The 17,327-nt window shown below is 58.6% G+C and carries 20 protein-coding genes; 10 read left to right on the top strand and 10 right to left on the bottom strand.

Annotation, left to right across the window (positions count from 1 at the left end):
• The first annotated feature begins 90 nt into the window (after positions 1–90).
• Both EM858_RS10980 and EM858_RS10985 read left to right on the top strand, forming a co-directional pair.
• On the top strand, positions 91–1,503 hold the full coding sequence (locus tag EM858_RS10980) for a PLP-dependent aminotransferase family protein (protein ID WP_164865404.1): 1,413 nt from the start codon (positions 91–93) through the stop codon (positions 1,501–1,503).
• Positions 1,504–1,575: 72 nt separating this feature from the next.
• Positions 1,576–1,893: a hypothetical protein gene (locus EM858_RS10985; protein ID WP_003524488.1), complete on the top strand. Its 318-nt coding sequence runs from the start codon at positions 1,576–1,578 to the stop codon at positions 1,891–1,893.
• Between the two features lie 79 nt (positions 1,894–1,972).
• Here the strand turns inward: EM858_RS10985 and EM858_RS10990 are convergent, their stop codons facing one another.
• Positions 1,973–2,431, bottom strand: coding sequence for an Rrf2 family transcriptional regulator (locus EM858_RS10990; protein WP_003524489.1), 459 nt, complete (start codon positions 2,429–2,431; stop codon positions 1,973–1,975).
• A gap of 154 nt (positions 2,432–2,585) precedes the next feature.
• Between EM858_RS10990 and EM858_RS10995 the strand changes: the two genes are divergently transcribed.
• A complete protein-coding gene (locus tag EM858_RS10995; RefSeq protein ID WP_127756710.1) occupies positions 2,586–3,485 on the top strand; it encodes an NAD(P)/FAD-dependent oxidoreductase in 900 nt (299 codons plus the stop codon).
• A gap of 32 nt (positions 3,486–3,517) precedes the next feature.
• Here EM858_RS10995 and EM858_RS11000 read toward each other — a convergent pair whose 3' ends face one another.
• The 4 genes from EM858_RS11000 to EM858_RS11015 all read right to left on the bottom strand — a co-directional run bounded on the left by EM858_RS11000 (position 3,518) and on the right by EM858_RS11015 (position 7,688).
• On the bottom strand, positions 3,518–3,727 hold the full coding sequence (locus tag EM858_RS11000; RefSeq protein WP_127756711.1) for a DUF1508 domain-containing protein: 210 nt from the start codon (positions 3,725–3,727) through the stop codon (positions 3,518–3,520).
• A 586-nt stretch (positions 3,728–4,313) separates the two neighbouring features.
• Entirely contained in the window at positions 4,314–6,152 is a 1,839-nt protein-coding gene (lepA, locus tag EM858_RS11005; protein ID WP_035240402.1) for a translation elongation factor 4, read from the bottom strand.
• A gap of 61 nt (positions 6,153–6,213) precedes the next feature.
• Positions 6,214–7,083: a carbon-nitrogen hydrolase family protein gene (locus EM858_RS11010; RefSeq protein ID WP_127756712.1), complete on the bottom strand. Its 870-nt coding sequence runs from the start codon at positions 7,081–7,083 to the stop codon at positions 6,214–6,216.
• Complete coding sequence (locus tag EM858_RS11015; protein WP_164865405.1) at positions 7,080–7,688, bottom strand: GNAT family N-acetyltransferase; 609 nt, start codon at positions 7,686–7,688, stop codon at positions 7,080–7,082. Before EM858_RS11015 ends, EM858_RS11010 begins: the two co-directional genes overlap by 4 nt.
• A gap of 73 nt (positions 7,689–7,761) precedes the next feature.
• Between EM858_RS11015 and EM858_RS11020 the strand changes: the two genes are divergently transcribed.
• The 3 genes from EM858_RS11020 (at position 7,762) to EM858_RS11030 (ending at position 9,379) form a co-directional block, all read left to right on the top strand.
• Positions 7,762–8,163 carry a ketosteroid isomerase-related protein gene (locus tag EM858_RS11020; RefSeq protein WP_127756714.1) on the top strand — a complete coding sequence of 134 codons (402 nt, stop codon included), beginning with the start codon at positions 7,762–7,764 and terminating at the stop codon, positions 8,161–8,163.
• A 95-nt stretch (positions 8,164–8,258) separates the two neighbouring features.
• The gene (locus EM858_RS11025; protein WP_127756715.1) at positions 8,259–8,840 is read left to right on the top strand and encodes a helix-turn-helix domain-containing protein; all 582 of its coding nucleotides are present in this window, start codon (positions 8,259–8,261) and stop codon (positions 8,838–8,840) included.
• Positions 8,841–8,860: 20 nt separating this feature from the next.
• Positions 8,861–9,379 carry a GNAT family N-acetyltransferase gene (locus tag EM858_RS11030; protein ID WP_127756716.1) on the top strand — a complete coding sequence of 173 codons (519 nt, stop codon included), beginning with the start codon at positions 8,861–8,863 and terminating at the stop codon, positions 9,377–9,379.
• An 18-nt stretch (positions 9,380–9,397) separates the two neighbouring features.
• On the opposite strand, the gene EM858_RS11035 is transcribed toward EM858_RS11030, so the two are convergent.
• On the bottom strand, positions 9,398–10,471 hold the full coding sequence (locus EM858_RS11035) for an alpha/beta fold hydrolase (protein ID WP_127756717.1): 1,074 nt from the start codon (positions 10,469–10,471) through the stop codon (positions 9,398–9,400).
• A 145-nt stretch (positions 10,472–10,616) separates the two neighbouring features.
• On the opposite strand from EM858_RS11035, the gene EM858_RS11040 reads away from it, so the two are divergent.
• Positions 10,617–11,711, top strand: coding sequence for an AraC family transcriptional regulator (locus EM858_RS11040; RefSeq protein ID WP_164865406.1), 1,095 nt, complete (start codon positions 10,617–10,619; stop codon positions 11,709–11,711).
• A 6-nt stretch (positions 11,712–11,717) separates the two neighbouring features.
• Here the strand turns inward: EM858_RS11040 and EM858_RS11045 are convergent, their stop codons facing one another.
• Together EM858_RS11045 and EM858_RS11050 are read right to left on the bottom strand one after the other, a co-directional pair.
• Entirely contained in the window at positions 11,718–12,821 is a 1,104-nt protein-coding gene (locus EM858_RS11045; RefSeq protein WP_065654685.1) for a TRAP transporter substrate-binding protein, read from the bottom strand.
• Positions 12,822–12,999: 178 nt separating this feature from the next.
• Positions 13,000–13,473: a truncated hemoglobin gene (locus EM858_RS11050; protein WP_127756719.1), complete on the bottom strand. Its 474-nt coding sequence runs from the start codon at positions 13,471–13,473 to the stop codon at positions 13,000–13,002.
• A gap of 139 nt (positions 13,474–13,612) precedes the next feature.
• On the opposite strand from EM858_RS11050, the gene mbfA reads away from it, so the two are divergent.
• A complete protein-coding gene (gene mbfA / locus EM858_RS11055) occupies positions 13,613–14,596 on the top strand; it encodes an iron exporter MbfA (protein WP_127756720.1) in 984 nt (327 codons plus the stop codon).
• Positions 14,597–14,652: 56 nt separating this feature from the next.
• Here the strand turns inward: mbfA and EM858_RS11060 are convergent, their stop codons facing one another.
• Both EM858_RS11060 and EM858_RS11065 read right to left on the bottom strand, forming a co-directional pair.
• Entirely contained in the window at positions 14,653–15,267 is a 615-nt protein-coding gene (locus tag EM858_RS11060) for a transglutaminase-like cysteine peptidase (RefSeq protein WP_003524508.1), read from the bottom strand.
• Positions 15,268–15,385: 118 nt separating this feature from the next.
• Complete coding sequence (locus EM858_RS11065) at positions 15,386–16,174, bottom strand: alpha/beta hydrolase (protein ID WP_127756721.1); 789 nt, start codon at positions 16,172–16,174, stop codon at positions 15,386–15,388.
• A gap of 187 nt (positions 16,175–16,361) precedes the next feature.
• Between EM858_RS11065 and infC the strand changes: the two genes are divergently transcribed.
• Complete coding sequence (gene infC, locus EM858_RS11070) at positions 16,362–16,898, top strand: translation initiation factor IF-3 (RefSeq protein ID WP_078051391.1); 537 nt, start codon at positions 16,362–16,364, stop codon at positions 16,896–16,898.
• Between the two features lie 190 nt (positions 16,899–17,088).
• Positions 17,089–17,292 (top strand): 50S ribosomal protein L35, encoded by a 204-nt coding sequence (rpmI, locus tag EM858_RS11075; RefSeq protein ID WP_003493355.1) that lies wholly within the window; start codon positions 17,089–17,091, stop codon positions 17,290–17,292.
• The last annotated feature ends 35 nt before the right edge of the window (positions 17,293–17,327 follow it).

Genomic DNA, 17,327 nt, shown 5'->3' on the forward strand with positions numbered 1-17,327 from the left:
TGATCCCGAATGACTGGCAGGAACAGCGACAATCATATACAATTTCAACAAACTGTTATGGTATCATAAGCGATACAGTTGGAGGAAAATGTGAACGGACAGGTGGCTGCGGGCACGCGCATAGAAAAGGTGATGGCAAGTGTGCGGCAACGCATCGCCTCGCGCAGCCTCGTGCCGGGCGCGCGCCTGCCGTCGGTCAGGGCGCTGGCGAAGACCATGCAGGTTTCCACCTCCACCGTCGTCGAGGCCTACGATCGGCTCGTGGCGGATGGTACGATAAGCTCGCGGCCCGGCTCCGGGTTTTTCGTTTCGGGCCCGCTTGCGCCCCTGTCGCTCGCCGATATCGAGCCGCAGCTCGATAGGGCGGTGGATCCCTTATGGGTCTCGCGGCAGGCGCTGGATGAAGGTTCCGTTCTCGCCAAACCCGGCTGCGGCTGGCTTCCCGCATCGTGGATGCCGCAGGAGGCGTTGAGGCGGGCGATGCGCGGGCTTGCCCGCGCCGACGCCGCCCTGCTGACGGATTATGGCAGTCCGATGGGGCTGTTGCCGCTGCGCCAGCTTCTGTCGCGCCGGCTGGCCGAACATGGGGTGCAGGCGGGCGCCAGCCAGATCATGCTCACCGATTCCGGCACGCAGGCGATCGATCTTCTGTGCCGTTTCCTGCTGCAGCCGGGCGATACGGTGATTGTCGATGATCCTTGTTATTTCAATTTCCACGCCCTCATGCGGGCGCACCGGGTGAGGATCGTCGGTGTTCCCTATACGCCGACCGGACCGGATCTGGCACTTTTCGAGCAGGCGCTGAAAGATCATCAGTCCCGGCTTTATATCACCAATTCCGCAATCCATAATCCGACAGGTGCAAGGCTTTCCGCCGTTTCCGCCCATCGCCTGCTGATACTCGCCGAGCAGGTGGGACTGACCATCATCGAGGATGATATTTTTGCCGATTTCGAAACCCAGGCCGCGCCCCGGCTGGCGGCCTTCGATGGTCTGAACCGCGTCGTCCAGATAGGCAGTTTTTCAAAAACACTGTCGGCCTCCGTGCGGTGCGGTTTCATCGCAGCACCCATGGCTTGGGTGGAGGCCCTGACCGATCTCAAGATCGCCACCACTTTTGGCGGAACGCATTTTTCGGCAGCGCTGATCCTCTCGCTTTTGACCGATGGCAGTTACCGCAAGCATGTCGAGGCGCTGAGGCAACGTCTTGCGGCAACGATGCCGGAGGTGGCGACGCGTCTGAGGTCGGTCGGATGTGCGCCGTGGATCGAACCGCAGGCGGGCATGTTTTTATGGTGCCGCCTGCCGGACGGGGTTGATGCCGCCGATGTAGCGCGCCGGGCGCTTTCGCGGCAGGTGGTGCTGGCCCCCGGCAATGTGTTCAGTTCCTCGCAGAACGCCTCCGGTTTCATGCGTTTCAATGTGTCGCAAATGGCAGGTCCGCAGGTCATGACGGTGCTGGCGGAGGCGCTTCAGCAAACGCCCGAACCTCGTCGGTTATAAGCGTTCTGGAAGGAATCGGAACAAAATCCCGTGAACGTCGTTTTCTCCGCAGAATGAAGAGGAGGAAACACCATGACATTCGATCCCAACAACCCGCGTCCGGACCGCGATCTTCGTCCGGAAGTGAATATCAGTAATGAACCGCGTGCCCGCACGTCGTCGTCCTGGGTGCCGTGGTTGGCGATCATCGTCGTCGTATTGGTAGGCGTTTTCGCCTGGTCGCAGATGAGCGGCCCCACCACCGATCCGGCCACGACATCCTCCACCACGCCGCCTGCGGCAACGGATCAGGCACCGGCGCCCATGGCTCCGACCGCTCCGGCAACACCGCCTGCGAACAATACCGCACCGGCAAGCCCGAATACGGGCGGCACGCAGACCCAGCCTTAACGGGCTTACTGATATGATAAAACCGCCTGCCTCCGTGCAGGCGGTTTTTCTTTGCAAGAGGACGACAGTTGTCCGCCCCTTAAAGCTGCTCCATCGCGGAAGGGTGGTTGGAAACGCTGGACCAGCGGCTGATGGACTCCTGTGCCAGCTGCGAAAGGGCAATGCTTCCGAAGCGGGACAGCAGAATGTTTTCCGCCTCTTTCATGGCGTCGAAAAGGGCTGCATTGACGGCCTGTTCGATAACGCAGTTCGGGTTGTCGCCCGCCAGCCCGATCGAGAACAGTTCCGGCGCCCCAAGCGCCCGGTAAATATCGAGCAGCGTGATTTCGCTGAGCGGCCGCGCCAGCACCCACCCACCGCCATGGCCTTTTTCCGACGAGACATACCCATGCTCACGCAAACCCGCCATTGTCCTGCGCACCACCACCGGATTGGTCTGAAGCATCGCAGCGATGCTCTCCGATGTCGCCGCAGCCTTATGATTTTCCATATGGATCAAAATATGCAGCACCCGTGAAAGGCGCGTGTCGTGTCTCATTGTCCAAACCCGTCCGTTTACACCGACGCTATCACTTTCGAGGTGATGTAACAATATAAGTTGCGTGACTATTGACTCCGAAAATCACGTAACAATATAAGTGTCGTGAAATGAACGGGCACTTCCGCCTCCTTCCTGAAACGATGGGTGCATCATGAAATTCGACGTCATCATTATCGGCGGCAGCTACGCCGGCCTCTCGGCCGCCCTGCAGCTTGGACGCGCCAGAAAAAACATTCTGGTGGTGGACGCCGGTGAACGGAGAAACCGTTTCGCCAGCCACTCCCACGGTTTTCTCGGCCAGGATGGCAAGGCGCCGGGTGAAATTATCGCCGAGGCGCGCCGCCAGATCGAACGTTATCCGACCATAGATTGGGCTGAGGGCAGGGTGACCGATGCCGAAGGCTCTTTCGGCGATTTTGTAATCGAGATCGATGGCAAACGCCGTGAGACAGCGAACCGGCTGATCCTCGCCATGGGCGTCGCCGATGAATTGCCTGCTATTGCCGGGCTGAAAGAGCGTTGGGGCTCTTCGGTCTTCCATTGCCCCTATTGCCATGGTTACGAGCTCAATCAGGGAAAGATAGGCGTCATCGCCGCTTCACCTTTGGCCATTCATCACGCATTGATGCTGCCCGACTGGGGCGAGACGACCTTTTTCACCAATGGCGTATTCGAGCCGGATGGGGATCAGCAAGCACTTTTGGCGGCCCGGCGGGTGCGGGTGGAAACAACCCGCATCCGGGAAATTACGGGGCATGCGGATGTCGTTCTGGCGGATGGACGCAGCATCGCATTGGCCGGCCTTTTCACCCAGCCGAAGTTGCGTATCGCCTCGAACTGGCTGGAAAAACTTGGCTGCGCCGTGGAGGAGGGGCCGATGGGATCGACCATCGTGACAGATCCCATGAAACAGACCACCGCCCGCGGCATCTTCGCCTGCGGCGATGTAGCAAGGCCTGCCGGCTCGGTCGCCCTTTCGGTGGGAGACGGCGCCATGGCGGGTGCTGCGGCTCACCGGTCGATCCTGTTTCCGGACATAGATGCGAAGTAAAAAGGCCCGCCGATTGGCGGGCCTCTTTTTTTTTAGGCGGCATTTACAAGATCAGTTGGAAGCCAAACCTGACTGTGGGTCGAGGCTTTCATAATCTCTATGCTTCGCTCGCAGTCCGATCGCTTCACGTAGCCTTCGCTGCTAACCGCGATTGTTTTGGCGTTTGACGCTTCATAGGTCCAGCGCCATTCACCTTTATTGTCCTTGTACATCCAGTACGAGGGATATGTTCTTGAGGTCATGATGTGTTTCCTTGTCAACATAAACGCATCGGACTTGACCACGGCAAAAAAGTCTGACTCAATGTCAGCGTTGATAAAACCGTATCCCGCGCCCGACGCCAATCGCTTGCGGGGTATGAACTAGGAAGCCGTCGTGGCTGGGCAAGTTGCGGCGGTTTCCTCATTTGGTCTATCGACTGCGACTCGGCATTCGACCCAACTATTGGAAGAGATATTCTTCTTAGAGTCAATTAGCAGATACGTATAAAAAAATTCTTCAAAAACAATGATATAGCTGAATCGGCGCAACTATTTCTTGATGGACGCTTAGTCCAAACTAGAATCCACGTGCTCTTGATTCGCGAATGATTCTACCTCCAAAGTAAAATTTGGACTTCTACTTTGTTGCATTTTGACGGTGCTCTGACCCTATGCGTAGTTGCCTGCACAGAGCTAGAAATTATAAAAATCTAAAAGTGCTCTGAAATTATCGCAAAACAGAAAACGTCGTCAATAAGATACGACGTGAGAAAAATGGCAGCTTTTTAGAGGGAGAGCTTCACTCTTTCGGGGCCATGCGAAAACAAGGCATAGCCCCAGGCACAAGTCACTCGTCGTTCATCTTCAGCGCAGCGATGAAGGCTTCCTGCGGAATTTCCACCTTGCCGAACTGGCGCATGCGCTTCTTGCCTTCCTTCTGCTTGTCCAGAAGTTTGCGTTTGCGCGTCGCGTCGCCGCCGTAGCACTTCGCCGTCACGTCCTTGCGCAGGGCGCGCACGGTTTCGCGGGCGATGACCTTGCCGCCAATGGCCGCCTGAATCGGGATCTGGAACATGTGCGGCGGAATGAGTTCCTTCAGCTTTTCGCACATGCCGCGCCCGCGCCGGTCGGCCGCCGAGCGGTGAACCAGCATGGAGAGCGCATCCACCGGATCGCCGTTGACGAGGATCGACATCTTGACGAGATCGCCTTCGCGGTAATCGATGATGTTGTAATCGAAGGAGGCGTAACCCTTGGAGATGGATTTCAGGCGGTCGTAGAAATCGAACACCACTTCGTTGAGCGGCAGCTCATAGGTGATCATCGCACGGTTGCCGACATAGGTTAGCTCCGTCTGCAGGCCGCGCCGGTCCTGACAGAGTTTCAGAATGCCGCCGAGATATTCGTCCGGCGTCATGATCGTCGCCTTGATCCAAGGCTCGCGGATTTCCTTGATCTTCACAACGTCGGGCATGTCGGCCGGGTTGTGCAGTTCCTTCTCCGTGCCATCCGTCAGCGTCATTTCATAAACAACGGAAGGCGCTGTCGCGACGAGATCGAGATTGAACTCGCGCTCAAGGCGTTCCTGAATGATTTCGAGATGCAGCAGGCCGAGGAAGCCGCAGCGGAAACCGAAGCCGAGAGCAGCGGAAGATTCCATTTCGAAGGAGAAGGAAGCGTCGTTGAGACGAAGCTTGCCCACCGCCGCGCGCAGGTCTTCGAAGTCGGCCGCATCGACCGGGAACAGGCCGCAGAAAACCACCGGCTGCGCGGGCTTGAAACCGGGCAGGGCCTGCGCCGTCGGGCGCTTGTCGTCGGTGATGGTATCGCCAACACGGGTATCGGCGACTTCCTTGATCGAGGCGGTGATGAAGCCGATCTCGCCGGGGCCGAGGCTGTCGACATTGACCATCTTCGGGGTCAGCACGCCGACGCGCTCGATGCCGTATTTCGCGCCCGAACCCATCATGCGGATCTGCTGGCCCTTGCTCAGCACGCCATCGATGACGCGCACCAGAACCATGACGCCGAGATAGGTGTCATACCAGCTATCGACCAGCAGCGCCTTCAGCGGTCCGTTTTCGCCGACTTCGCTCTTCGGCGGCGGCAGACGATGGACGATGGCTTCCAGCACATCGGGAATGCCAAGACCGGTCTTGGCGGAAATCATCACGGCGTCGGAGGCGTCGATGCCGATAACCTCTTCGATCTGCTCCTTGATACGGTCTGGTTCGGCCGCCGGCAGGTCGATCTTGTTGAGCACCGTCACCAGCTCGTGATTGTTGTCGATGGCCTGATAGACGTTGGCGAGCGTCTGGGCTTCCACGCCCTGCGATGCATCGACCACCAGCAGCGAACCTTCGCAGGCCGAAAGCGAGCGGGACACTTCGTAGGCGAAGTCGACGTGACCGGGCGTGTCGATGAGGTTCAGCACATAGGTCTCGCCGTTATTCGCCTTGTAGTGCAGGCGCACGGTCTGGGCCTTGATGGTGATGCCGCGCTCGCGCTCGATATCCATCGAATCGAGAACCTGCTCCGACATGTCGCGTTCGGCAAGGCCGCCCGTCGACTGGATCAACCGGTCGGCCAGCGTCGATTTGCCGTGATCGATGTGGGCAACGATCGAGAAGTTGCGGATATGGTCCAGGGGCGTGCGGGTCGAATTTGTGCTCATGTCCCGCGCTATAGCAGGGGCTTGTCACACCGCAAAGCGGGAATTTGGTTAAAAGCCCTTTAAAATGGGCTTTTCAGATCGCAAATTGCTCCGGCCAGTCGCGGCGGGTGGCAACCTGTCCTTCGGTGCGGAGTCTTGCGACGGCGGCAAGATCGATATCGGCGATGAGCAGCGAGCTTTGCGTGACCGCATCACGCTCGCTTTCCGCGATGATGCCGGATGCCGGCATGCCGTAGTCCGAAGGCACGTAAAGGGCGGCGCGGCCGCGATTTTCATCGACGGCGGGAGACCAGGGAGCCTCGCCCGCGGTGGGGGAGGAGAGGATGGCATATTGGTTTTCCAATGCTCTCGCCTGCGCGCCGATGCGTACGCGGTAAGCACCCGCCAGCGTATCGGTGCAACTCGGCGCGAGCACGAGTTCGACGCCGAGCTCCGCCAGCCTGCGGCCCAGCATCGGGAACTCGCTGTCGTAACAGATCAGGATGCCCAGCCTGCCGATCGGCGTCTCGAAGGCTTTCAGGCCCTCGACGCCGGCATGAATGTTCCATTGCTCCCGCTCGAAGCGGGTCATGATCTGCTTGTCCTGATAACCGATCAGCCCATCCGGGCCGAACAGCCATGCGCGGTTGCGGAACTTGCCGTCCGGATCCTTCACCGGCGCGCTGCCCGGCTGGAAGAGGATTTGATGTTGCCGCGCCAGCTCCTCGCAAAGCTCCACCCAGGAGGGGATCAGCGGCTGTATTTCTTCGATGGAACGGTGCAGATCGGAGCGCATGTCGGGCGGCAATTGCCCGGTCAGCGCCATGGCCGAATATTCAGGAAGCAGTAGCAATTCAGCGCCTTTTTCCTTCGCCTCGCGAACGATGGCGGAGAGATGCGCGGCATAAGCCTCCCATGTTTCGATCAGCTCGATGGCATATTGGCTGGCGGCCAGGCGCGTCATTTGTCTCCGTCTCCGGCAAGAATGGTCTTCATCCAGAAAGACAGGGGTTTCGGGCTCTCGGTGCTCTCGTCGAGGTCCTGCCAGGTGAAGCTGGTGTGCAGTTCAGGGTGATGTCGGTACCCGCGCTTTTCCCAGAAGGCGTTCAGCGGCACGTAGTCCGCCGGGCGTCGTGGATGGTCTGCGGGTCGCTCCACAGCACAGAAAGTGCACCTGTCGAAACCGAGCCGCTTTGCATGCGCCTCCCGCTCCTCGAAGAAGCGCACGCCGATGCCGTGGCCGCGATAGTTGGGCAGCAGCACGCTTTCACCGAAGTAAAATATGCGGTCCGGATCGTAACCCGCTTTGACGAAGGGCGTCTTGATCTCGTCGGTCTCTGCCGCCATCGGCATGCCCGTGGACATGCCGATCACTTTGCTGTCGTCCAACGCCAGCACGAAGACGGCGCCGTCCGTATCGGCATAGGTCGCGAGATATTTGCGCTCATAGTCCAGCGAGCCGTCATAGAGATAGGGAAAGGCGCGAAACACCTCGATCCGCAGGCGCGCGAGGTCATCGAAATAGGGTGTGGCGTCAATGCCGGAAAGAGACTTGATTTCGACGGTCATGGGCATTTTCACTTTCGGTTGCACTGGTTATACCGTCATGGAAAACCCGCGCAAGCATTGAACGGAGAAGACGATGACCGCCACAGAGACCATCCGCGCCTACTACGAAGCCTTCAACCGTCAGGACATGGATGCCTTTCTGGCGCTTCTTCACGATGAGGTGGTACACGACATCAATCAGGGCGAGCGCCAGACCGGCAAGGCCGCCTTCGCCTCCTTCATGGAACACATGAACCGCTGCTATAAGGAAAACCTCACCGATATGGTGATCATGGCGAGCGACGACGGCAAGCGTGCTTCCGCGGAATTTATCGTCAATGGCGAATATCTCAAGACCGATGAGGGATTGCCCGAGGCGAATGGCCAGAAATACGTACTGCCGGCCGGTGCCTTTTTCGACCTGAAGGACGGAAAAGTTAGCCGAGTAACGAACTACTATAATCTGAACGACTGGATTGCGCAGGTCGGCGCCTGAGACGCCCTTTAGCCGCAAAGCGACCAGCGGCAAAGAAGATGATAATTTCCATTATCGTGGATATTGACTCCATCATATGAGAGTGCAATTCTCATATGATGGAAAACGAAGATCATATTCTTGAACGCTCTATCGGCGAGCGGATCAAAACATTACGGGCTGAAAACGGCCTGACGCTGGACCGGCTCGCTTCCGAATCCGGCGTCAGCCGCGCCATGATCTCCCGCATCGAGCGCGGCGAGGCGAGCCCCACGGCCTCGCTGCTGGCCCGTATCTGCGCAGCTCTTGGCCTGTCGCTCTCCGGTTTCTTCGCCGAAAACGAAGAGGCTGTTTCCCCGCTGGTGAGAAAACGCGACCAGCAGGTCTGGAAAGATCCGGAGACCGGTTATGTCCGCCGCGCCATTTCCCTGCCGCGTGTGGGATCCGATGTCGATATCGTCGAAGTCGAATTTCCCGCTGGTGCGCGGGTCGGTTTTCCGCCGCATGCGGCAAGCCGGGGAATGACGCAATATGTCTGGCTTTTCGAAGGTGTGCTGGAAATGACGAGCGGCGGAGACGTTCACCGGCTCGAGCCCGGCGATTGCCTTTTCATGCCGGTCGGCGAGGGACATGTTTTCCACAATCCTTCCGAAAAACCTGCCCGCTACGCTGTCGTGCTGGATCGAAGACAGCGCTGATTTTCCCGACAGGAGTTATCATGACCACCATCCGCGTGCTGAACGGGCAAGAGACTATCGATGTCTTGCCCGAACTCTGTGAGGTTCTGGCTGCCTGCGTGAACGGCGGCGCATCCGTCGGCTTCATGTTACCCTTTTCACCGCAGGATGCGCAGCCTTTCTGGCAGGCGGTTGCAGAAGCGGCGGGCGAGGGCAGCACCATTCACGTGGTGGCGGAAGTGGATGGGAAAGTAGTGGGCACCGTTCAGGTCGGCCTTGCCTCCAAACCCAACCAGCCGCATCGCGGCGACCTCATGAAGCTCCTCGTGCATCCGTCCGCGCGAGGCCTCGGGCTTGCCCGCATGCTCATGCAAAAAGTGGAAGAGGAGGCGGCAAAACGCGGCCGTACCCTTTTGGTGCTGGATACGGCCACGGGCAGCGATGCCGAGGCGATTTATCCTCGTCTCGGCTGGGAGCGGGTTGGCCTCATCCCCGATTACGCCCTGTTTCCGGATGGACGCTTTTGCGGCACGACCCTGTTTTACAAGCGAATCGGCTAGGCCTTTCAGACTGCCGTCTTATTGACCCGGCTTCAGCGTACGATTGAAGGCGGCAACGATCATCGTTTCCAATTGTGCGTGAATATCCGCACGGTCCCGCAGCCCCGCCGGTTCGCAGATGGGATCGCGCTCGCCGACGGATTTGAGAAACGCGTCAGCATCCGGTTTGCAAAGCGGCAGGAAGCTGAAATGATTGGCCTCGTCCACCTGCCGATAGCTTGCGCCGGGCACTTCGTCCGCGAGTTTATCCGCAAGCACGGCGGGCGGAATTCTGCCCTTGCTGCCGAGATTGACGAAGGTTAGCGGAATATCGATCTCTTTCAGGCTCTCCGGTTTGAAGGCCAACGCCAGACCGGGATCGACCAGCACGGCGGACCGAATGCGGGGATCGCGGTTCTGCTGCTCGAAACGGGCCTTGTCGAGGGTTCTGAGATCGAGCTTCGGCACGCTCACCGGCTCGCCATCGAGATAACCGCGGCCGCCGGCGAACCATTGGCAATCCATCATCGTGGCATAATCTTCGCAATAGCGCACATAGGCATCGAGATCGGCGCGCGCACCCGAAATCTCCATCGCCGCACTGCCGCCGAGCGAAAAGCCCAGCACGCCGATCCTTTGTGCGTCGATAGCACTCGACCATTTGCCCTTTGCCGTTAGAACAGTGACAATCGTGGAGAGATCGTCCGTTCGCTCCCAGATTTTCGGCGTATCGGCGGGCGTGGAATCGCCGCTGGTGGTACCGGGGTGGTTGGCGCCGGCAACAATGAAACCTTCGCTCGCAAGTTTCGCGGCGATCCATGCCATGCCGGACACTCGTGAACCCGAGCCGTGAGACAGAAGCACAAGCGGCAGGCGACCCGGCCTCACCGCGCCACCCTTGAACACGGGCGTGCCCTCAAAAATCCGGTCATCGCCGGAAAGCGTCTGCGTGCCCTTTCCGTCGGAGGGATACCAGACCGTGACGGCAAGGTCCTTGCCGCGTGCCGGCGAATGGATAGTTGTTTCGCTGACGCCGACAGCCTCGCCTGCAAAAACCGGCTGGGTGACGAGAGCGGAAAACAGGATGGTTGTGACGGTAGTGACAGGGCGCATGAAAACCTCGTGCGATTGGAAAGAACAGGGTTCAATCTGCGCCACGACATATTTTTTGCGTCCTTGATCGTGTTAAAGGTCGTCCCGAAACGCGATCTGGTCCATGAATTGGCAATATAAGCCGTTGTTCCGGGGATATTCATTCGTGCTGTTCATTCCGCTGCCTTTCGTTGTGGCGCTTCTGCTCGTTGTCATGTTCATCGTTTTCTTTCGAGGTGGAGACGATGTGCGAACCAATCGGGCCTTTCTGACGCTGATCGCGCTTTGTGCCCTGCAATCCGTCCTTGTCGGCCTGCGCTGGGGGTATGGCGTCAGCGAAGCGCGTTATGTTTTGCCGGTCCTCGCCGCCTGCCTGCCGCCGCTCGTCTACATTGCTTTTCGTGGGCTGATGAGAGTGGCGGCCGAGAGCAGGATGGTGATGCTCGCCAACCTCGCTTTCTCGCCTTTGCTTATCGTCATCATGGAATTCACCTGGCCGATGGCGATCGATCTTGCACTAATCGTCATCTTCGTCGGCCACGCCATTGCCCTGCTTCTTCTTGGCAGAAAGGGGCCGGATGGGCTGGACGAGGCGCAATTTGCCAGCGTCACCTCGGCGCACCGGGCGCTGATTATCGCTGCCATCGCTCTTTGTGTTTCTGCCCTGTTCGATCTTCTGGTGTTTTTCGATTTCGAATGGGCGCATGGGCAGAATGTTGCAGCGCTGGTCAGTAACGCCAATCTTTTCGGCCTGCTGTTGATTGGCCTCATGGCCGCGCTGGCTGGCAAGAGCAAGGCACCGCAATCAGCCACAGAACCTGTCGTGGAATTGCCACCGTCGGCGGAACCATCGGAACAGGACCGGGATATCGTTGCAAGGGTTGATCGGCTGATGGAGACACAGGCGCTTTACCGCGACGAGAACCTCAACCTGTCGCGGCTTGCAAGACGCCTCGGCTTGCCGAGCCGGCAGATATCGGGCGCGATCAACCGCTCGCTCGGCGTCAATGTCTCGCAATATGTCAACCAGCTGCGCATCCGCCAAGCCTGCCGGCTGCTGGAAGAGACGGAGCAATCGGTGACCGCGATCATGCTGTCCTCCGGCTTTCAGACCAAGTCCAACTTCAACCGCGAATTTCGCCGCGTCACCGGCATGAGCCCGGTGGACTGGCGGGAGCGTGAAGTGTGGAAGCTGGTCTCGCCAAACAAAACGGCCACCCGGCAGATGCCGGATGACCGTTTGAAGATCATCGGGAAATGATGGGGATCAGAGCGTGCCGTTGCGCTGCTGGATCATCATGTAGGTATCATAGGTATATTCGGCGATCTGCGCCCAGAGATAGGCGTCCTTCTTGAAGGCCTGCTGGCTCTCGTAAATCTTCTTGAAGCTTTCGTTCTTGGCCGAAATCTCCGCATAGGTGTCCTGCGCCGCCTTGTGGCAGACATCGAGGATTTCCTGGCTGAAGGGGCGCAGGATGGCGCCCTGCGCCACGAGTTCCTTCAGCGCCTTCGGATTGCGCGCATCGTAACGTTCCAGCATGCTGGCGCTGCCGGCGGCGCAGGCGTCTTTCAGGATGCGCTTGTAGTTTTCAGGCAGCTCGTTGAATTTCTGCAGGTTCACGAAGGCATGCACGGCCGGGCCGCCTTCCCACCATGCGGGATAGTAATAATATTTCGCGACCTTGTAGAAGCCGAGCTTCTGGTCGTCATAGGGGCCGACGAATTCGGTGGCGTCGATGGTACCCTTTTCCAGAGCCGCATAGACATCGCCGCCGGCGATCTGCTGCGGCGTGACGCCGACCTTCTGCATCACCTGGCCGGTCAGGCCGGCGATGCGCATCTTCAGGCCCTTCAAGTCATCGATGGTGTTGATTTCCTTGCGGAACCAGCCGCCCATCTGGGCGCCGGTATTGCCGAGCAGGATCGAGTAGATATTGTGCTGGGCAAGGAATTCATTGAGCAGCTCATTGCCACCGGCCTGGTTGAACCAGGCATTGGTCTGGCGGGCATTGAGGCCGAAGGGAACCGACGTTCCGAGCGCGAAGGTCGGGTCCTTGCCGACGTAATAATAGGAGCAGGTATGCGCCATTTCGACGGTGCCGGCCGTCACCGCATCCGCCGCCTGCAGCGCCGGCACGATTTCACCGCCGGCAAAGTGCTGAATGACGAAGTTGCCGCCAGAGGCTTCCTTGACATGGTCAGCGACGATCTGGCCCGCGCCGAAAAGAATGTCGAGGCCCTTGGTGAAGGACGATGTCATGCGCCAGGTGATCTTGGGGTTTTCCTGTGCGATGGCCGGAGCGGCCAGCGCCGTTGCGGTAACACCGGCGCCGAGAGCGCCCGCCTTGCGGATAAATGATCTGCGATCCATGTCGATAAGCCCTGCTATGTCTGCACATTATAGGCGAACCGCACGGTACGCCTCCCGCCGGCTACTAAACATTTATCCCTCCGGCCATCAAGAGGGAATGTTTGAAACTTGCGTGATCTGACGCACGGCTTGGCAATTGTCGCTTGTACCGGCCTTTCGCTGTTCGGCGCGGCTGCCGCTAAGGCGCGCTGCGCTTTAATGCCGGGTCATCCAGCGCAGGATTGTAAAACAGCGAAAGCGTCAGGCTTCTGGCGATGCGTTGTGCCGTTTCCATGAACCAGTTGTGGGCCTCTTTGCTTGGCGCAATATCATCAAGCGTAGCGGAAAACAGCGTGAGCCACTGCGGAAAAAGCTCCGCCGACATGCCTTTTACCCCGAGATGGGCCTGCACGGGCTTGCCGCCATAACCGCCATTCTTGAAGGCGACAGCCGCCCAGAACTGTTTCATCCTGGCCATATGCTCCGGCCAGCGCCCGTCGAGCCGCGCATCGAAAACCGGGCCAAGCGTGGGGTGTTCAAGAACGCGGCCGTAAAATGTTTCCACCAGCAGGTCGATGAAACCGGCATCGACGCCGATCTCCGCCATGGCTTTTTCCGCCCTGTCCTGAATTTCCGCGCTGTGGGCGGCTCTGGCCGCAATGTCGTCCTGCATGGTGGTTCCTTTTCTGCGAATTTACCCCGCTGCGATGCGGCCTGCAATGCGACCCTTTGCCTTATTAGAATTATTCTAATATGGCTTGATCCTGCTGAAGCATGGATGTATTTAGAATTATTCTAAAAAGGTTTCAGCCATGTTTCGCAGTCTTTTTTCCCTGTCCAAACGTCCCTTTTCCTCCCTCGGCGAACAGGAAATCCTCGCGCTCGCCATTTCGTCTGAAGAAGACGATTCCCGCATCTATCGCTCCTATGCCGACCATCTGCGTGCGCAATATCCGCAATCGGCGAAAGTCTTCGACGATATGGCGGAGGTCGAGCAGCAGCATCGAAATATCCTGATCGACATGCATCGCCGCCGTTTCGGTGAGACGATCCCGCTGATCCGCCGCGAACATGTGCGTGGTTTTTACGAGCGCACCCCGGACTGGCTGGTGAAGAACCTGTCGCTCGAGAAAATCCGCGCCCAGGCCGAATTGATGGAAGCCCAGGCGATCCGTTTTTACGACGAGGCCGTCAAGCGCACCAGCGATGCCTCGACGCGCAAGCTGCTCGGCGATCTGGCCGAGGCGGAGCGGGGTCACGAAGACATCGCGCAGATGCTGGAAGAAAAACACCTCGATGAAGATGACAAGACCGAAGAGGCGGAAACCGCACGGCGGCAATTTCTTCTGACCTATGTGCAGCCGGGTCTTGCGGGATTGATGGATGGTTCCGTCTCGACGCTCGCGCCAATTTTCGCGGCCGCCTTTGCCACCCAGGATACCTGGCAGACCTTCCTCATTGGCCTCTCGGCCTCCGTCGGTGCGGGTATTTCCATGGGTTTCACCGAGGCCGCCCATGATGACGGCAAGCTTTCTGGCCGCGGTTCTCCGGTAAAGCGCGGTCTGGCGTCGGGCATCATGACGGCCATAGGCGGTCTCGGCCACGCATTGCCCTATCTCATTCCGCATTTCTGGACCGCGACCGCGATTGCCGCCGTCGTCGTTTTCGTGGAACTCTGGGCCATCGCCTTCATTCAGAACCGCTTCATGGAAACGCCGTTCCTGCGCGCGGTGTTTCAGGTGGTCCTCGGCGGCTCACTGGTGCTGGCGGCCGGCATTATCATCGGCAACGGGTGAAAAAAGAAAGAGCCCGCAATAGCGGGCTCTCAATCCATCAAACGTGGAACCAGGCGTTAGCGCAATGCGCCGACAAGCACGTCGCGGCCGTCTTCGATCGAGACCCAGCGGCCCGTATTGAAGGACGCCTGCCGCTTCAGGTAGGTGTAGTTGGTGTCGGTCCACAGCTTCACGTCGTCGGTGAGATTATCGAGAATATAATCGCCGTCGGTGGTGCGAAGGGTCAGCACGGCATGGCCCTCGCCATCCGGCTTGCGCACGACGGTGATCAGAAGATCAGCCACGGAAAAACCGCGCTCAACCAGCTTCTTGCGCTTCAGCAGCACGAAATCTTCGCAGTCGCCGGCGGTCGTCGGATATTCCCAGACTTCGTCCTTGCCGTAGATTTCCTGGTCGGTCATCGCCACGATGGTGGTGTTGACGGACGTATTGACCTCGCGAATGACATCCCAGCCATAATCCGTGACGCGCGGCGGCGGCGTCGCCTTGCTGCGAATATTGCATTCGTCGGCATATTTCTGACAGAACTCATAATGGCCGATCGGCTGGGACGTAATACCGCCCGTCACCATGGAAGGGCTTCCCTTGGTTTCCGCCGTGGCGGAGGCAGCAGTCATTAGCCCGGCGGCAACTGCAAACAGCAGCGCACGCGCCAGCGGTGCGTTCATCATGAAACCCGTCCCTTAATTCTTAACGAAAAGTTAAGAGGGATAGGGGGCTTGAGTCAATCGCTAGCAATCGGCGGCGCGCAAGACTCGTCGAATATGGTTAAGAGCGTTGCGCAAATGCCTATATTGCAAGGGCTTTGACCGCGGCGAGCATCCGCTCGATATCCTGCGGCCGGGAAAGCCGATGGTCGCCGTCGCGGATCAGCGTCAGCACGACGTCGTCGGACGGAAGATGTTCGAGAAGCTTCAGTGCATGCTGATAGGGAACATCGGGGTCGCGCATGCCCTGCAGGATGTGAACGGGGCAGCCGGTGGTGATGATACCCTGCAGCACGCGGTTCTGCTTCCCGTCCTCCATCAGCGCGCGGGTGAAGATGTTGGGCTCGGGGCTATATTCCGAATGTTCCTCGAAGTACCCCTTTTCCACCAGAGAGGTTTTTTCCGCATCGGAAAGGCTTGGCTCTATCAGTTCCTGCGTGAAATCCGGCGCTGGCGCAATGAGGACGAGACCGGCGACCGATGGCGCGCTACCCGTCTTGCGCAGCTCCTCGACCATGCGTAGCGCAATCCATCCGCCCATGGAGGAGCCGATGAGAACGACGCGCGACGGCGCCTTTGCGCGCACCACGGCAAGCGCCTCTTCTAGCCAGCGGGAAATCGTGCCCTTCCTGAAGTCGCCGCCGGAAGCGCCATGGCCGGAATAGTCGAGCCGCAGACAGGCAAGATCGTTTTCAGCGGCGAAGCGATCGAGTTCAACCGCCTTGGTTCCGGTCATGTCGGAACGATAGCCGCCGAGCCATACCAGCATCGGCATTTTCTCGCCCGAAGCCGCCGGGCGATGAAGGAAAGCGATGTCGCGCGTGTCGTTGTCGGGGCCTACACGCAGGAATTCAGCGGCTTGTTCGGTCATGTATATGCAATTCTCCTGATTTTGGTGCAACAACGGCGGCGTATTTGCAAAAACCGTGACAACAGGTGATCTTTTCGGGCAGATATGCTATTGACTTCGCCACGGCAATAACGACATTTCCGCCGCTTGTACCAAACAAGCTGTTTTTTGCTGACGTGATCCAGAAACAGATCAGGAGAATACGACCATTCGCAGACCTTTCAAAGCCGATGCCCCCGTCAAGGAGGGGCCGCGCTCCAACCGGGAAATTCGGGTTCCCAGAGTTCAGCTTATTGATGAAGAGGGCCAGAACCTCGGTAGCATGCCGACGGATCAGGCTTTGAAACTGGCGGAGGAGGCCGGTCTCGATCTCGTTGAGATTTCGCCGAACGCGGAACCGCCGGTATGCAAGATCCTCGATCTCGGCAAGCTGAAGTACTCGACCCAGAAAAAGGCCGCTGAAGCGCGCAAGAAACAGAAGATCGTCGAAGTTAAAGAAATCAAGATGCGCCCGAACATCGACACGCATGACTATGACGTGAAGATGAAGGCGATGGGCCGTTTCTTTGACGATGGCGACAAGGTGAAGGTAACGCTGAAGTTCCGCGGCCGCGAAATGGCCCACCAGGAACTCGGCATGAAGCTTCTCCTCCAGGTGAAGGAAGACACCCAGGCGATTGCCAAGGTGGAGGCCGAGCCGAAGCTGGAAGGCCGTCAGATGATGATGGTTCTCGCCCCGAAATAATCTTTTTACGCGTTCACATCACCGGCGCGTATCCCACCGCAAGGGGAAATTTTCATTCCCCGTTGCGCTTTTAGCCGACTGCGGTTATAAGCGCGCGTCCGAACGGTCCGGCAGGGCATGCCGAGGCCGTTCCTGAATAGCTTGAAATGGGCCTCGTCTGCCTGTTTCGATACAAAAACGGAGTAGCAAAATGCCCAAGATGAAGACGAAGTCCGCTGCAAAGAAGCGGTTCAAGATCACCGCAACCGGCAAGGTTGTTGCAGCCGCCGCCGGCAAGCGCCACGGCATGATCAAGCGTACCAACAAGTTCATTCGCGACGCGCGTGGAACCATGGTTCTCGCCGAAGCTGACGGCAAGAAGGTCGTCAAGAACTACCTGCCGAACGGTCTCTGAGACTTTTCCGCACTTTTGGACACTTTAAGGAGATC

It is taken from the genome of Agrobacterium sp. CNPSo 2736, from assembly GCF_004005385.1.
In the GTDB taxonomy this organism is placed as follows: domain Bacteria; phylum Pseudomonadota; class Alphaproteobacteria; order Rhizobiales; family Rhizobiaceae; genus Agrobacterium; species Agrobacterium leguminum.

Bases quoted from the DNA above. Each gene is read 5' to 3' on its own strand.
- EM858_RS10985 (WP_003524488.1), top strand. From the start codon at position 1,576: ATGACATTCGATCCCAACAACCCGCGTCCGGACCGCGATCTTCGTCCG.
- EM858_RS10990 (WP_003524489.1), bottom strand. From the start codon at position 2,431: ATGAGACACGACACGCGCCTTTCACGGGTGCTGCATATTTTGATCCAT.
- EM858_RS10995 (WP_127756710.1), top strand. From the start codon at position 2,586: ATGAAATTCGACGTCATCATTATCGGCGGCAGCTACGCCGGCCTCTCG.
- EM858_RS11000 (WP_127756711.1), bottom strand. From the start codon at position 3,727: ATGACCTCAAGAACATATCCCTCGTACTGGATGTACAAGGACAATAAA.
- EM858_RS11010 (WP_127756712.1), bottom strand. From the start codon at position 7,083: ATGACGCGCCTGGCCGCCAGCCAATATGCCATCGAGCTGATCGAAACA.
- EM858_RS11015 (WP_164865405.1), bottom strand. From the start codon at position 7,688: ATGACCGTCGAAATCAAGTCTCTTTCCGGCATTGACGCCACACCCTAT.
- EM858_RS11020 (WP_127756714.1), top strand. From the start codon at position 7,762: ATGACCGCCACAGAGACCATCCGCGCCTACTACGAAGCCTTCAACCGT.
- EM858_RS11025 (WP_127756715.1), top strand. From the start codon at position 8,259: ATGATGGAAAACGAAGATCATATTCTTGAACGCTCTATCGGCGAGCGG.
- EM858_RS11030 (WP_127756716.1), top strand. From the start codon at position 8,861: ATGACCACCATCCGCGTGCTGAACGGGCAAGAGACTATCGATGTCTTG.
- EM858_RS11035 (WP_127756717.1), bottom strand. From the start codon at position 10,471: ATGCGCCCTGTCACTACCGTCACAACCATCCTGTTTTCCGCTCTCGTC.
- EM858_RS11045 (WP_065654685.1), bottom strand. From the start codon at position 12,821: ATGGATCGCAGATCATTTATCCGCAAGGCGGGCGCTCTCGGCGCCGGT.
- EM858_RS11050 (WP_127756719.1), bottom strand. From the start codon at position 13,473: ATGCAGGACGACATTGCGGCCAGAGCCGCCCACAGCGCGGAAATTCAG.
- mbfA (WP_127756720.1), top strand. From the start codon at position 13,613: ATGTTTCGCAGTCTTTTTTCCCTGTCCAAACGTCCCTTTTCCTCCCTC.
- EM858_RS11060 (WP_003524508.1), bottom strand. From the start codon at position 15,267: ATGATGAACGCACCGCTGGCGCGTGCGCTGCTGTTTGCAGTTGCCGCC.
- EM858_RS11065 (WP_127756721.1), bottom strand. From the start codon at position 16,174: ATGACCGAACAAGCCGCTGAATTCCTGCGTGTAGGCCCCGACAACGAC.
- rpmI (WP_003493355.1), top strand. From the start codon at position 17,089: ATGCCCAAGATGAAGACGAAGTCCGCTGCAAAGAAGCGGTTCAAGATC.